The organism is Gimesia aquarii (assembly GCF_007748175.1).
GTDB classification, from domain to species: Bacteria; Planctomycetota; Planctomycetia; order Planctomycetales; family Planctomycetaceae; genus Gimesia; species Gimesia aquarii_A.
Genome location: NZ_CP037422.1, coordinates 1,400,465 through 1,415,508 on the forward strand (window position 1 = coordinate 1,400,465; position 15,044 = coordinate 1,415,508).

A 15,044-nucleotide genomic window follows, 5' to 3' on the forward strand; every position below is an offset into this window, starting at 1 on the left:
AAAGACATTAGGAACGTACTATAAATAATGTTGCTTACTCGGAAGCCTTTTTCTCTTCTGTGTCTGGAACAAACCGTTGTCCCGGACGGTCTTTACTTTCCTGAACGGTTTTCAGGAACAGTGATTCCAGTGTTGCGGTAGGATGGTCGATTGTGCCGACCTTTCCATTGTGTTTTGCAACGACCTGCTCAATTTCCTTGATTGCTTCATCACTCAGACGGGAGGTCATGATTTGCGTTTCATCCTGTTCCTTCAGCAAGTCTTCCACGCGCCCCATCACTTTTAATTCACCACCATACAGAATTGCAATACGGTCACACACGTCCTGAACATCAGCCAGAAGGTGGCTACACATCAGAACTGTTTTGCCCTGCTCCTTTAATTCCAGGATCATGCGTTTCATGTCATCTGTACCAAGTGGGTCCAGACCACTGGTTGGTTCATCCAGCATCACGAGGTCAGGATTATTGATGAGTGCTTGAGCCAGTCCGATTCGTCGGGTCATTCCTTTTGAATATTCTTTTAGCTGACGTCGTTTGGCATGTCCGAGGCCGACTTTTTCAATCAGTTCAGCAGCTCGTTCACGACGCTCTTTTGCGGGCATTTTGAAAAGTCGCCCATAGAAATCAAGCGTTTCCTCAGCATTCAGGAATCGGTATAGATACGATTCTTCAGGTAAGTAACCGATGCGTTCATTTTTTTCTACATTTGATGCTGGTTGGCCGAGTACTTTGATGTCGCCTTCAGACGGAAAAAGCAGCCCCAGGAGCAATTTGAGAGTGGTGGTTTTTCCTGATCCATTGGGACCCAGGAGTCCAAAAATCTCTCCTTTTTTTATTTCAAGACTCAAAGAATTGAGAGCACGAACTTTCTTTCGGCCCCAGAAGTCACGGTAAATCTTTGTCAGATTACTAATCTGAATGACTGGTTCATTGTCCATGGACGGTTCTTTGCTCCACTGTTAGTTAGATTTTGATAAAAAATATGATCAATAGAAAGAACAGTTTTTCAGTTAAAAAAAGAGAACCAATTTAAACTAACGCTAGAATATCTGCGAGTTTACTACGATATGTGGCAGAACTCTGTTGGTAAAAAATTCAATTTCCCGGTAGCGGAAATCAAAAAACAGAGAGTTTGCAAAGATCAATGCCTGGCCATCATCCATTACAGGGGCCCGAAACTAAGGATTCCATTCAAAACAATGATCCAAAGTGGTTTACACTCTAAAATCGACGGGCTGCTCTTGCAAGCTATTTCAGCAGCTTACTAGATTAAGATTTCAAGAACTCTAGGGGGTAACCTGTAAACAGGGCTGAATCATTATAATTTAACCCCCTATGCATGAGGTTGGAAGAAAAAACCGAATCGTCTGTGTTCATGCGGATAGTCAGAATCGGGCTTTTCTTTGCGATAAATATTCGATCAACGCTTTATCAAAGGGCATGCTGGTATCGAGGGGCACGTAATCTGCTCTCATCGCCTGCAACTTCTCCTGATAGGTCTGTCTGAGTTCATTCACTGCCTCAAGGTAGTCGGCTTTCATTCCTTCCGCATCCAGAACCAGTGAATCACCTGCTTCGGGTTCTTTCAGGTCAACCATACCTTTGAAGGGGAAATAGACTTCGGCTTCGTCGAGTATGTGGAAAACGATTACATCGTGACCTGCATAACGAAGTCTTTGCAAACTGTCTAAAACATTTTTTTGGTCGGTTAGTAAATCAGAGAAAATCATGATTAAACTACGATGTTTGACCATAGAGGCAATGTGTTGAACATTACGTGAAACTTCTGTGGTGCCCGATGGTTGTGATTTTGCCAGCATGGCCAAGATATTTCCCAATTGTCCTCGTTTGCTGCGAGCAGGGAGGTAGTTTTTAATTTGATTACCAAAGGTGATCAATCCTACTGGGTCTTGTTGATGGATCATCATATAAGCAAGAGACGCTGCCAGACAGATTGCATAGTCAAACTTCGAAAGTTGCTGGCGATAGGTGTAGGCCATACTCTCTGACAAATCGAGTACCAGATAACCGGTCAGATTCGTCTCTGCTTGATATTTTTTGATGTAGTAGCGGTCAGTTTTGGCGTAGACCTGCCAATCAATATCGCGCGGGTCATCTCCTTTGGTGTAACGGCGGTGTTCGCTAAACTCCACGCTAAAACCATGATAAGGGCTGGCATGCAGGCCGCTGAGGAACCCTTCCACAATGAATTTTGCCCTCAAGTCAAGGCGGGCTACAGTCTGGATGACTTCAGGTTTGAGATATTGTTCCACATTAGGCATTGGTGAGAGTCTCCGCTTAGATACGTCTCCTACTATAACAGCAGCGAGTTAGCAATTCCCAGCCGGTAAGGGGCCTGATTACCAAGATAGGGGAATCGATTGCAGTAATTATATGGTCTGGCTGAGCCGAGAGTGTATACCCTTGAACATTTTGTCTCACTTGTATAATCTAGATATCCGAATGGGATCAACTAATCTCAATCTTAAACTTGATTTGAAAGTGTAATAAAGTAGGTTTATCATAAAGATTCTAGACTGAATCCGCTCAATTTGTTCTCATGAGAATTGAGAATATGAGACAGTTCTCAGTACTTTGAATTAGTTATAAAAACAAAAAACGATACTGCATTTGCCTGGGTGCTATGTTAATCTGACATTCCGCAGCAGGAGATGTTGAAATTTACATCCATCAATTTCCCAATTGGAATCTGCTTCTGATTTTATCAACTCATATTTACTGATCTTTTTCATAGAGCAGAAGCATTGATGATTTTATTTTTCTGAAGATTATAATTTGTATTTATCGAAGTATTAGGGATTTATAATGTCAAATGGCGTAACTCCGGATGAACACGAAAAGAATCCTACAGAGATACCATGTCCGTGTTGTGGTGAGATGGTCCGTGTTGGCCTGGTTCGTTGCTGGAACTGCAGCGCATTTATGCGCGAAGATATTGCAGAAGCATATCGTAAGATGCAGGAAAATCCCTCTCCCATGATTTTCAGTAAACTACCTGATGACTCCGACGAGGGAACTGAAGCAGACTCCCAACTCTCCACAGCCACGATGTCTTCGTTTGGAGGCCGTGATGACGATGATTTTGAGTTAGATGAGAATATTGCAGTCACAGAATATGAAGCCTCGGATGATGATTTTCAGCTTACTGAAAATACGAAAATCAGTGATTCAGATCAGTCTACCATCCCTCTGGCACGAGAGGAGACGGTAGCTGAGTCAGAGCAGGATAGTGATACAAAGCAGGATACCGACAATACCAATGAAGCAGAGAGTGCCTCGGATGCAAAAGCAAAAGAGGTAAATGCAGAACCAACCGAAGACCATTCGGTGGCTACAGGAGGTGATGTCTTGTTAGACGTCGCCATGCAAGAAGAGAAGGAAGATAGAAAACGTCGCAAAGGTAAAAGAAGGCGTCGTTCTGGTAAAATCGAGGGAGGAGTAGTCGTTTATTGCCCCAATGGGCATCGAATTCGTGTTCGTGAAGAATACCGAGGTGCTGCCGGTAAATGCCCAGCCTGTGGTGTGTTATACCTTGTACCTTTGGCAACAGACAAAGAAGAAGAGAAACCAGAAACTGATGAAGCTGAGACTACGTCCAGCAAAGATGGTGGTTCAGAATTAAACACTGGTGCTTATAAATATTGGTTCAATGACGTTAAGTTGCATGCGATTGACCCCACAAAACTTAAGTTAAAGCCAAATAGTCTGGAAAAGACATTCACATTAGTCGATCTGGCGATTTCTAATGAAAAAATGTTGTTGCCGGTACTATCAAAAGGTGGCCTCCTTGGAGGTAACAAAGATAAACAACAGAAGGTCAGAGCTGAGATAGCACAGCATCTGAGTGAAGAAAAAGACGAATCAGAAATTCCCGCTCAGAATGTGCAAGTGTTTGACACAGATCAGATCCAGAAATTGCGAGTCGTATTTCCTGCGATGTATGATCATGAATCAGTTTTTGCTGGCGTGCCTGTCTTTGGAAAAGGGCGTATTGCGATATTGCTACCGAAGCAGGAAGATGCAAAAGAGAACCAATACCTCACACTTTCTCTGACCGAATATCGCAAATTTTCTAAAGCGTTAAATGAACTTCATGGTATCAGTAATCTGGGGCAAGATTCTGGGATTCCACTGACGGATCAAGTCAGTCAAGTCACTTGTCACTATAGTGAAGAATCATTTGAGACGTTGGATAATGAAAGTCTTCATTTTTATGAAGCAGATCCCGAAATTGAACTGGCACTTGCTGGACGACAATGTGAAGCCTGTCAGTTAATTGTAAGCGAGGATTCAAGGAAGAAAGAGCGAATTGGGGGGAAAACGGGTAAGGGAATTGCGAAAGCGAAATGCCCCAAGTGTAATGAGAAATTCGGCAACATCTCTCTCTGGCAAATTGCAATATCTGAAGTGCCAGAACAAGCGGAATCTGAATAGTACAAGAGTGTTGATTTGTTGAACCACTCCTTACTCTTTTTTATTTGCTAACAACCTTCTTCAGCATTTGACAGGGACATTGCGGTGGTAGTCTCAGAAGTTATAATGCCTATAATTCATAAAAACCAACTGTCTAATGGCTATTGATTTCCCTGTTCGGATTGTGTTAATTATTCTGATTGAGTAAGTGATACAATCATGGTTTACTATTCGGATTAACTTGGACTTGCACACTTAGGTATGTTTATAACATTATATAAATTTTGATCTTATGAGCGAACCTGGTTTAAATTTCTCTGAATGGATTTTCTTGACCAATGGGAACTATGGGGTAAAATTAAGTTACGCAGAGCTGAGCAGGGAAGCACTCTTGACCTAGATACGTGTGTCCACTTTTCATGTTTGATGAATTAAGTGGCACTGAGGGGCCGTTTTTGAACTGTTCAGGAGAAACTGGTGTCGCCAGGATTTGATCAAAATTTCAAAGAACTGGTCCGCCAGAGAACAAACATCGTCGAGTTGGTATCCGAGTCGATTCAATTGACTCCCAACGGACACGATTTCAAAGGTCTCTGTCCTTTTCACAATGACCATAATCCTTCAATGATGGTCTATCCTGAGCGTGGTACCTGGCGATGCTGGGTCTGTGATAACGGAGGCGACTGTTTTTCCTGGGTGGAAAAATATGATGATGTCAGCTTCTATGAGGCATTAAAGATCTTGGCTGAGAAAGCCCATTTGGAACTGCCTCAATCTACTGCACGCGTGGGATCTGTTCCGCGATCTAATATCGTAGAAAAGACATCATTATTTGAAGTGATGAAATGGGCAGAGCAGCAATTTCACCATTGTTTGATGGAAACTGCCGAAGGAGAATATGCTCGTCGCTATCTTATTGAGGAGCGAGGATATACCGAAGATACTATCAGGCAGTTTCGGTTAGGCTTTCATCCGGACCACTGGCAATGGTTAGTGAATCGCGCACAAGGTAAATATGCTGAAGCATTATTGTCGGAAGCAAAATTGATTTTCAAAAAAGAAGGTCATAACCGATATTCCGATTATTTCGTCAATCGGGTGGTGTTTCCGGTTCGCGACGAGCGTAAACGCGTTGTTGCATTTGGGGGACGTGTTCTGCCAGGAACGAATTCCGATGGAATTGCCAAGTATTTCAACAGTCCCGAAAGCTTGATCTTTACTAAGAGCAAGCTGCTATTCGGTTTGGATCAAGCAAGACAACGAATTCGAGAAACGGAGACCGTAGTCGTCGTCGAAGGGTACACTGATTGCATAACAGCGCATCAGTTTGGGGTGACGAATGTAGTGGCAACATTAGGAACAGCGTTGACGGACACGCATGTTTCTTATCTGAAGCGTCTGGCGCGAAAAGTCGTGCTCGTATTTGACGGTGATGATGCAGGGCAAAATGCGGCCGAGCGTTCTTTAACGAAATTTATCTCTCAGGAAGTCGATTTGCGAATTTTAACGTTACCTGCGAGAAAAGATCCTGCCGAGTTTTTGGAAGAGCAAGGTGCAGAAAAGCTAAAGCAACTGATTGATCAAGCGCCCGAAGCGTGGAATTTCAAGTTAAATATTTGTCTCAAAAAATTTGGACTAGAGTCAATTGATGGTCAGCATCGTATTTTAGAACAAATGCTTGAGTTGTTGGCAGCAAGTCCCAACCTAACCGGTAAAGTTCGTGAAGACATTATATTGAGAAAGTTGTCAGATCGACTGGGTTTACATGAACAAGCTGTCCGAAAACGACTTAGTGAAGTAAAACAAAAGCGTCATTCAAATCTTAACTCCAGTCCCTCAGCTAATGAATCTCGCTCGATTCCAGTCACGAATTCCATTCCGGGCAGCAGCCAGGAAACAGATCATACAACGAAAGACAATCAACTTGAGAGCGAACTTCTTGAAATTATCTTTGTATATCCGGAATCTGTCACCCAAATTCATCAACATATTTCCCCTTCCAACTTGAAGAACCAGCAGTTGCGATTTCTTTATCAGTTAAGCATTGATTTAACTGAAGAGGGGATTGTACCCGTCCTGGATCGGATTCTGGATCGAATTGATGATCCAGATTTGAAACAACTGGTCGTAAAAATTGACGCCCAGGCGCAAGAAAAAGCAATTCATACAAAAATCCATGCGAGTCCCAACCTGCATGAAGGAATTCCTCATTTTTTGAAGCATTCCATCAAAAACCTTAAATGGCGGGAAGAACGGGAACACCACGAGCAGACTAAGGGACTTCTATTTCAGAATTCCCAAAATACAATTTTGAATTCTGATGCAAAAGAATTATTGAAGAAAGCATCTGAGTTTCACCAAAAACGACACCAGAAAAACTCACTTGAGACCCATTAACTAGATAGATTGGGAGAAGCAACGTGCACCGACTCGACGCCCGATTGAATGAACTCATCGAAAACGGCAAAAAACAAGGATATCTCACTTACGATGAGGTGAGTGCTTATTTACCTGATGAAGCACTCAATCCTGAGAAGCTTGATAACCTTTTGCTCACGATTGAGGAGATTGAATTAGATATTATTCCTGATCAGATTATTACAGTCTTAAAGCCTGAAAAAACCAAAGGAGGTCGCTCTCGTTCTTCCGACGATGCTGCTCGTCGTATTGATGATCCCGTGCGGATGTATTTAACTCAAATGGGTGAAATACCATTACTAACACGTGAGGAAGAGATCCGACTTGCCAAGAAGATTGAAATCACACGTCGTCGGTTCCGTCGTGAATTGTTGAGTAGTGATTATGCAATGCGACAGGCAATTGACATTCTGGACAAAGTTCATAAAACCGAACTTCCTTTTGATAGAACGATTAAAGTTTCGGTTACAGAAGGCCTCGAAAAAAATCAGATTCTTGGTCGGATGCCTCATAATTTGAAGACACTGGAGTATCTTTGTAATAAAAACTCAAGTGACTTTCAAAGATTTGTCGACCCAGAGCTTTCGAAAAGTGAACGTCGTGAAGCATATTCCTCGTTGCAAAAGCGACGTCGGAAAATGGCGACTTTGATTGAAGAGTTGAGTTTGCGCACACAACGTCTGCAAATTGGTATGAAGCGACTTGAGCAAATTTCTCAACGTATGACGGAATTGGAAGATCAGATTCGTGATATGAACGATCTGAGAGTGAAAAATTCCAAAGATGATCGTGCCAATCTTGATCGTGAATTACAAGATTTGGTTTCCATGACAATGGAAACTCCCGAAACACTTCGTGAGCGAATCAAAGCGGTCAAGCAGCGCTATCTCGATTACGAGACCGCGATGCGTGAACTTTCAGGTGGTAACCTACGTTTGGTCGTTTCTATCGCTAAGAAGTACCGCAATCGTGGTCTGAGTTTTCTTGACCTGATTCAGGAAGGCAATACTGGCTTGATGCGAGCGGTTGATAAATACGAATACCGTCGCGGCTATAAGTTTTCAACATACGCCACATGGTGGATTCGACAGGCCATTACCCGTGCTATTGCTGATCAGGCTCGTACAATTCGTATTCCCGTACATATGATTGAGACGATGTCCAAACTCAGAAAGGTCAGTAAGCAACTATTACAGGAAAAAGGACGTGAGCCTACCATGGAAGAGACAGCAGAAGTGGCAGGCATCAGTCTGGAAGAAACGCGCCGTGTGCTTAAGATTTCCCGCCACCCCATTAGCCTTGATCGACCAGTTGGTGAGAGTGAAGATAGCTACTTTGGTGACTTCATCGAAGATTCTGACTCAGACAGTCCTGTTAACACAGCCAGCCAGGAAATGCTAAAAGATAAAATCGATCATGTCTTGAAAACACTGACCTACCGTGAGCGTGAAATTATCAAATTACGCTTTGGCTTGGGAGATGGCTATACCTATACATTGGAAGAAGTGGGGCGCATCTTTAAAGTAACACGAGAGCGTGTACGTCAGATCGAAGCAAAAGCGGTCAGAAAATTACAGCATCCAGTTAGGAGTAAACAACTTCAGGGCTTTATAGAAGGGTTAGTCCCCGAGTGGGGGCAGGCTGAATCCGAAGAAGAGGCGGATGTGACAGCATCAGCCAGTATTTGAAATTCAAACGCCGATCATTATTGATCGGCGTTTTTTTTTACTTTATTTGAAGTGACTATGATTCATTATATTTTGGCACCAAAGAAGATCGCTAGATTTACTGCGTTTGTCTGGCTATTTGCCGACAGAATCTTTATAACAAAGCAAATGTATTGAGGCGTGTCGCATTTCGTCTCACCAAAAATAAGCGTTTCTGGAGTTCTTTAACATGTCAACTACTGCAGCCAGCTTGAAAGCTTTACACCATTTGTATTTGAGATTACATGATGTAAACCGAAAATTAGAGCAGGGGCCCAAGCGAATTAAACTGAAAGAGGAGTTCGCTTTACAGCAGGAAGAGAAGCTCAGGTCTTTTCAGGAACAGGTCACGCAGTTGAAAAAACAGGTCCAGCAGAAGAATCTGGACTTACAATCCAATGAGACAAAAATACTTGATCTGAAGGCAAAACTGAATACTGCTTCCTCAAATAAAGAGTTTGATATTATTAAAGGGCAAATTAAGGCAGACGAAATGGCAAACAGTGTGCTGGAAGATGAAATCCTGGAGCTCATGGATAAAATCGATGCCGCTGAAGCCGATGTTCAGTTATGGGTGGAAAAAAAAGATGCCGCACACCAGGCAGCTAAAGAAGCGGCACAAAATTTCGAGTCTGCTCGAGATTCTCTCGATGAAGAGATCAAAGAATGTAATGCAGCAATTGCCGATGCTGAACACATCATACCAGAGAATGTGAAGGTTCAATTTGAAAGATTGGTGCGGTCACACGGAGCTGGTGCCTTAGCAATTGTAGAAGGTAAGTATTGTTCTTCCTGTAATGTTTTAATCTCGCCTCAATTGCGCGTGGAGTTGAATTCAGGAAAACTCGTTTTCTGTAAGTCATGTGGGCGCCTCTTATACCTGGAAGAATCACAGGAATAACGAGGTATAATCGATTCGTTGTTATGCGTTAAGTAGCGCCAGCACACCCAAGCCATAAAATGTATATTCTACATCAGCTTGTTCGTCCCAGCTTGCTCCTCGAAACCCTCCTGTGGGGAACTCAAGCCATTCGGTCATAAATTGCATCAATTGCTTTTGATCGACCAGTGAGTCAAGCCCCAGATCCTGTGCAGTCAGTAATCCGGTGAACGTAGATAGTCCATCGGCAAATGGAATACGCGTATTTGCCTGAAAGCCTCCCTCAGAACTCTTCACTTGATTGAGAAAATCGCGAATATCGTCTTTCAGTTCATCATCCATTGCATTTAGGATCAGTAATGTCGCAACGGCAGCGGCTGTCGGGTTTGTACCACTACGTTTCATAGGCGAGATTTCTACAAAACCGCCATCGTCACGCTGTCGATCGTAAAGAAATTGTATTAAATCGTTTGAGTCAGGTATCTCAAGGCCGATTAACTGATAGATCAAAACGACTAGGAACGTGTGGTACGTACTTCCAAGAGCACCTTGTTCTGATTTTGCGTAGCCACCGTCAGGAGTTCTTAGCCGTTCTAAATTTTGTGAGATTTGTGTATTCCAGTTCTCAGACGCTCCTGTTAAGAGGTCTTCTCCCCCTGAGGCTTGAATGATCAGAGCACAGTAGAGCCAGCTTAACAGATCGATGGTCGACAGTTTTTCTATGTGGAATTGTTTGAGATAGCTGCTAAGTTCAATACACTGCTGATTTTCAACCCCTCCTAAAATTCCCAGACTACGAACCGCGAACCCTGTATAATATAGATCCGAGTCTCCTTCTCTTCCAGAAAATCCCCCATCTGCCTGTTGTTGAGCCAGAATAAAAGTGCGATGTTTTTCTAATGAACTTGGTGGCAGTTTCTCTAATCCTGCTGCCAGCCGTAGGGCCAATTTGACTAAATAAGGTTCGTCATTCATCTATATTGTGTACCGCCTCCCCTTTAAAAAGGGGATAAGTATGGAATCCAGATGGTTTTTTCTCATGCTTTTTTGAAAATTGTGAAAAATTTCTCAATGGAAATGTCAAATTCGTCTTTCGTTGGATCTGAATTTAGCATATGTTCCCGCCCAACATCTCTTAAACTCAAAGAATCTATCTCTCTCAGAACTGTAAATTAAGAAAACCATTGGGTAATGATCTTCTTTTTCAGTTCAAAATGGATCAGCCTTACCCAAGGTTGATCGATCGGATTCTTCTGAGTGACAACTCACAATAAAAATTACCTAGAAACTATTCAAACAATACTAGCACGTTTCCGCTAAAAAGCCCATTTTTATCGGTTCGTGTGACTACATATCCTTCAATATTCGGCCGGATTCTATCTTCTGATAGAAGTGTAATGATCAATGAACTCTCTCATGATGATTGCAAGCCAGTCGAGTTGATTTACTTCCTTATAACAATTGATTTTTAAGACATAAAATCACAGATGCGCATTTTTTCTGCCACTGCTGTTGGGCAGTTGGTGTATGTATCTGTAATTATGAGCTTAATTTATTTGTAACTACGACTTGATTGATCGAGTCTGTGGAGATAGCTCCTCAATTCGGTTCTGAATTTGGAAGATGATTTGTTGAGACATCTCATGAATGATCCTGAAATTATTGTCATAGATAAAAACAAATTCATGACAGATCAAAATACAACAGAGCGAGACGATAACGCCAAATTGCACTCAACGTGCATAACCGAGGTGAAACAGATGCCTGTGTTGACATCAAGCTATTCTGGACGATTTATGAAAATTGCATTTCGCCTGATCGCAGGTGTGATCGTTCTGGCAATTTCTGCCATGTCAGGAACATTACTGGCCGAAGAACAGGAATTTTCAACAATCATTGCAGATGGTTCGGAGACGACAGATACACTCGATGGAATCTCATCAATTGTGCCCGGTAATGGCATGGGAACACTGTTTCGAGCCGGACATCAGGCAGGTAAAACCGTTGGTTTAGAGGAATCCATTTCTCATCTTGAGGCCATGCCATATCTGTTTACATACACGAAAAATCCTGATGATGCAGGTATGTTATTTGGAAACTTTCGCTTGTTTAGAACAAATCGTGGTCACCTTGGCGGCGGTCTTGGTCTTGGTTATCGATTTTTCAATTATGACAGAGACCGAATTTTTGGAGCCAGTTTTTATTATGATCGTGATGACTCTTCTACAAAAATTTTCCAACAGTTAGTTCTCAATGTAGAAACAATGGGACGCTTTTGGGACGCGAATGGAAACTTCTATCTGCCTATTGGAACCCGTCAGAAATTGCTTGACGTTCAATTTAATGAAGGTAGTCAGCGGTTTTCAGGATTCAATGTTCTTTATGACCAGACACGTACACTTGGAACAGCAATGCGTGGATTTGATGCTGAATTCGGAGTTCCCATTTGGGGGCAAATCGCTCAAAAACATGAAGCGCGCGCTTACGCGGGAACTTATCACTTCGCAGCAACAGGCAGTGAAGACGTCTGGGGCTGGCGAGGTCGTTTACAGGCTAATCCGGTTCCCAATGTTTTGATGGAACTCAGCTTAACCAACGACGCGACCTTTAATACGAATGTTTTCTTCAATGTAACATGGACCTTTGCAGGTCGACCTGAATGGAATAAGATGGAAAAATCCACTCAGATGTATCGTATGGCTGAACGGGTCAGAAGAAATTACAATGTTGTTGTCGAACAACGTGATGTGGTCGATTCCGGGCTGATTGCCATCAATCCAGCCACGGGGCTTCCCTGGACAATCTCCCATGTTGATTCAAATGCAGCGATTGGAGGGACTGGAACCGTCCTCGATCCTTTCCAGACGATCGCAGATGCCCAGGCAGGGCCTGCTAATGATATTATCTTCACTCATGCGGGAAGTGTATTCGATAACGGACCGCCAATCACTCTGGCCGCTGGTGACCGCATACTCGGAGAAGGACAGGGTATTGATCACTTCATCGATATTCAAGGATTTGGTCCCAGGTTGTTGCCTAACTCTCCTGCATTCGGAAACCCAAGTTTTGTGCGACCAACATTTAATAACACTGTTGGTGATGGTGTGATTCTTGCATCAGACAGCGAATTTTCTGGCTTCATCATAAATACCCCTACAGGCCGTGGTGTTGTAGGAGTCGGTGTGTCTGGTACGACTGTGGACAATGTTGATGTCAATGATGCTGCTGGAGAGGGGATTTTCCTAAGTGGAACGACGGGGACGCTCTCGTTTGACACTACGAATATTACTAACGCTGCTGGCGATGCTTTTGTTGTCGATGGAGGTGACCCATTTGTAAATTATGTAGGAACCATCACCAATACGGCAGCAGGTCGAGCAGTTTTGATTCAAAATACGACAGGGGGATCGGTCAATATGACCGGTTCAACTATTACTGATACGAATAGCCAAGGTGTTTTGGTCAGTAATATCGCCGGTGGAGCAGTCTTAGATAACGTGACCATTACTGGAAGTACGAATGAGGGAATTCACGTTACTGGCGGTACCGCAGGTGCAATTGTGACTGTCAGAAATACTGGTCAGGCTGCAAATGTGATTGATGGAGCAACTGATGCCAGTATTTTTGTGGAAAATTATCAGGGCATTTTTCAAATCGAAGATGTTGACATCCTGAATCGTAATGGAACAGGTATCCTGGTTGAGAATCTTTCAGGTGATATCTCGGTTGTTGGAAATACGACGATCACTAACGGGGCTTCACTTGCGACCGATCATGGTATTGATGTTAATAATTCTACCGGAAATATTTTATTCGGTGGAACCCTCGGGATTACCGGTGGAGCGGGAGAGGGGATTTCATTTAATGCAGGTAATAATACGGGATCCTTTAATGTTACTGGTACCACAACCATCTCCGGGACAGCGGCAGAGGCATTTATCGTCTTGAATGACAGTCCTGTGATCAGGATGGGAGATACAATTCTTTCAAATGCCAGTACGACAAACTCGGTATTGTTGATCAATAATGCAGGACAGGGGGGGACTGCGGGGCAAGTTTCCTTTGGTAATACCACAGTAACAGGAACCGCAGTTTCAACAGTTCCTACCGTGCATATCTTAAATACTACTCCGATCGTTAATTTTGGTTCACTGAGTGTCACGGCAACCAGTGCTGCATTTCCTGTAGTGGCACCAGCGATTTCTGTGGAAACCAATCCCGGCAATATTAACTTTGGTGACTTAAATGTGACAGCAACGAATAACCTCGGATTTATAGCCGATAATAATTCGGGAACATTGAGTTCATCAGGTGGTGTCTTCACTGTGACAAATGCCGCTGCAATAGATATTCAAGATACTAATCTTTCTATGATACTGACGTCAGTGTCAGCAGGACCGACTAATGGTCCCGACTTAAATCTAGGAGATGGCTTCTTTTTAAATAGTGCCGGTATTCGACTGGTTCGAACACCAGGTCTCTTTTCTATCGCCGGCGATGGAGCCACAATTGATGCCGGGGGAACTATTATCAGTGCAACTCACGGAGTGTGGTTAGCAGATATTGGCCGCGTCAATATCGATGGATTAGAAATAGATGCCCCCACTGTTTCTGGTATCGAGTGGCAGGAAACCACTGTTGCCGATGGCCCTGTGGTGAATTTGACACGAGTCAGAGTCGAAGATTCTTTAGGCGATGGTATTCGAATTATCAACGGACGCACATTCCAGATAACCGATTCAGAATTACTGGATAATGGTACTGATGCTACAGAACATTCTATTGAATACACAGCAAATCTAGAACTAGATGATACGAACGATGACTCCTTTAACATCACGATTCAGAACAATACGATCACAGACGATAGTGCAGATGCCATTCGCATACAGTCTGCAGGAGTACTGCTTGATGATTCTCTGTTAGAAGTATTGTTGGAAGGAAATGCGATTACAAATAGTGTTTCCAATACTGCCGGGTTGAGCGTGATTTGGGAGGGACCGATGGATATTACCGTTGCTAACGCGAACAACTTTTTTGGCACAGGAGCCACTAATAACCAGGGAATTAACATAGACGCAACCAGTAGTGATTTAGCAGATCTGATGTCCTTAACTGTGATCAATAATAATAACTTTGTTATCTCAGGAACAGACAGTGAAGGTATTCAGGTTTCAACTGAAGGGCCTTCGAATATTCTAATTTCTAACAATGTTGATCAGGGTATTGTGATGGCAGGTGAGGACTCAACCGGTCTGCGATTCTTGGATCTAGCTGCTAATAGCAACGTGCAAATTGACACAAATATCATCAACATGACGGGAATTGGAGGGAATGCAATCTTCTTTGATCTAATCGACGCCACCAATTCCTCGGTTGTCATTGATAATAACCTGATCGGATTATTTGATGGTGGTTTCGATGACAATGAAACAGCAGTTGGTTTCAATGCAATGACCAATGGTCCGCTGTCATTGGGAACTGGTGTTAATAATATTGTGAATGTGACTTTTGTAGGCAACAACAACAGCTTTATTCTGTTCAATCCTGGCGGAGGTACATTTGATGGCCAAATTAGCCTGAATGGCTTCTTGCTTCCATAAC

8 protein-coding genes are annotated in these 15,044 nt (G+C 43.0%); 5 read left to right on the top strand and 3 right to left on the bottom strand.

The genetic code is table 11. The annotated features are described in order from the left end of the window. Positions 1-34: 34 nt before the first annotated feature. Both V202x_RS05705 and V202x_RS05710 read right to left on the bottom strand, forming a co-directional pair. Positions 35-940: an ABC transporter ATP-binding protein gene (locus V202x_RS05705; RefSeq protein ID WP_144983683.1), complete on the bottom strand. Its 906-nt coding sequence runs from the start codon at positions 938-940 to the stop codon at positions 35-37. Positions 941-1,387: 447 nt separating this feature from the next. Then, positions 1,388-2,284: a DUF58 domain-containing protein gene (locus V202x_RS05710; RefSeq protein WP_145172032.1), complete on the bottom strand. Its 897-nt coding sequence runs from the start codon at positions 2,282-2,284 to the stop codon at positions 1,388-1,390. A gap of 544 nt (positions 2,285-2,828) precedes the next feature. On the opposite strand from V202x_RS05710, the gene V202x_RS05715 reads away from it, so the two are divergent. The 4 genes from V202x_RS05715 (at position 2,829) to V202x_RS05730 (ending at position 9,461) form a co-directional block, all read left to right on the top strand. Beyond that, positions 2,829-4,457 (top strand): hypothetical protein, encoded by a 1,629-nt coding sequence (locus V202x_RS05715; RefSeq protein ID WP_145172034.1) that lies wholly within the window; start codon positions 2,829-2,831, stop codon positions 4,455-4,457. A gap of 456 nt (positions 4,458-4,913) precedes the next feature. After that, positions 4,914-6,833 carry a DNA primase gene (dnaG, locus tag V202x_RS05720; RefSeq protein ID WP_197993247.1) on the top strand — a complete coding sequence of 640 codons (1,920 nt, stop codon included), beginning with the start codon at positions 4,914-4,916 and terminating at the stop codon, positions 6,831-6,833. 23 nt (positions 6,834-6,856) lie between these two features. After that, positions 6,857-8,542, top strand: a complete 1,686-nt coding sequence (rpoD, locus tag V202x_RS28045) for an RNA polymerase sigma factor RpoD (RefSeq protein WP_145172038.1) — start codon at positions 6,857-6,859, stop codon at positions 8,540-8,542. A gap of 208 nt (positions 8,543-8,750) precedes the next feature. After that, entirely contained in the window at positions 8,751-9,461 is a 711-nt protein-coding gene (locus tag V202x_RS05730; protein WP_145172040.1) for a zinc ribbon domain-containing protein, read from the top strand. Positions 9,462-9,482: 21 nt separating this feature from the next. Here V202x_RS05730 and V202x_RS05735 read toward each other — a convergent pair whose 3' ends face one another. Then, positions 9,483-10,415 carry a prenyltransferase/squalene oxidase repeat-containing protein gene (locus tag V202x_RS05735; protein WP_145172042.1) on the bottom strand — a complete coding sequence of 311 codons (933 nt, stop codon included), beginning with the start codon at positions 10,413-10,415 and terminating at the stop codon, positions 9,483-9,485. Positions 10,416-11,083: 668 nt separating this feature from the next. Here V202x_RS05735 and V202x_RS05740 point away from each other — a divergent pair. Then, positions 11,084-15,043 carry a beta strand repeat-containing protein gene (locus tag V202x_RS05740; RefSeq protein ID WP_145172044.1) on the top strand — a complete coding sequence of 1,320 codons (3,960 nt, stop codon included), beginning with the start codon at positions 11,084-11,086 and terminating at the stop codon, positions 15,041-15,043. The last annotated feature ends 1 nt before the right edge of the window (position 15,044 follow it).

Bases quoted from the DNA above. Each gene is read 5' to 3' on its own strand.
- V202x_RS05705 (WP_144983683.1), bottom strand. From the start codon at position 940: ATGGACAATGAACCAGTCATTCAGATTAGTAATCTGACAAAGATTTAC.
- V202x_RS05715 (WP_145172034.1), top strand. From the start codon at position 2,829: ATGTCAAATGGCGTAACTCCGGATGAACACGAAAAGAATCCTACAGAG.
- V202x_RS05740 (WP_145172044.1), top strand. From the start codon at position 11,084: ATGAATGATCCTGAAATTATTGTCATAGATAAAAACAAATTCATGACA.
- V202x_RS05710 (WP_145172032.1), bottom strand. From the start codon at position 2,284: ATGCCTAATGTGGAACAATATCTCAAACCTGAAGTCATCCAGACTGTA.
- V202x_RS05735 (WP_145172042.1), bottom strand. From the start codon at position 10,415: ATGAATGACGAACCTTATTTAGTCAAATTGGCCCTACGGCTGGCAGCA.
- V202x_RS05730 (WP_145172040.1), top strand. From the start codon at position 8,751: ATGTCAACTACTGCAGCCAGCTTGAAAGCTTTACACCATTTGTATTTG.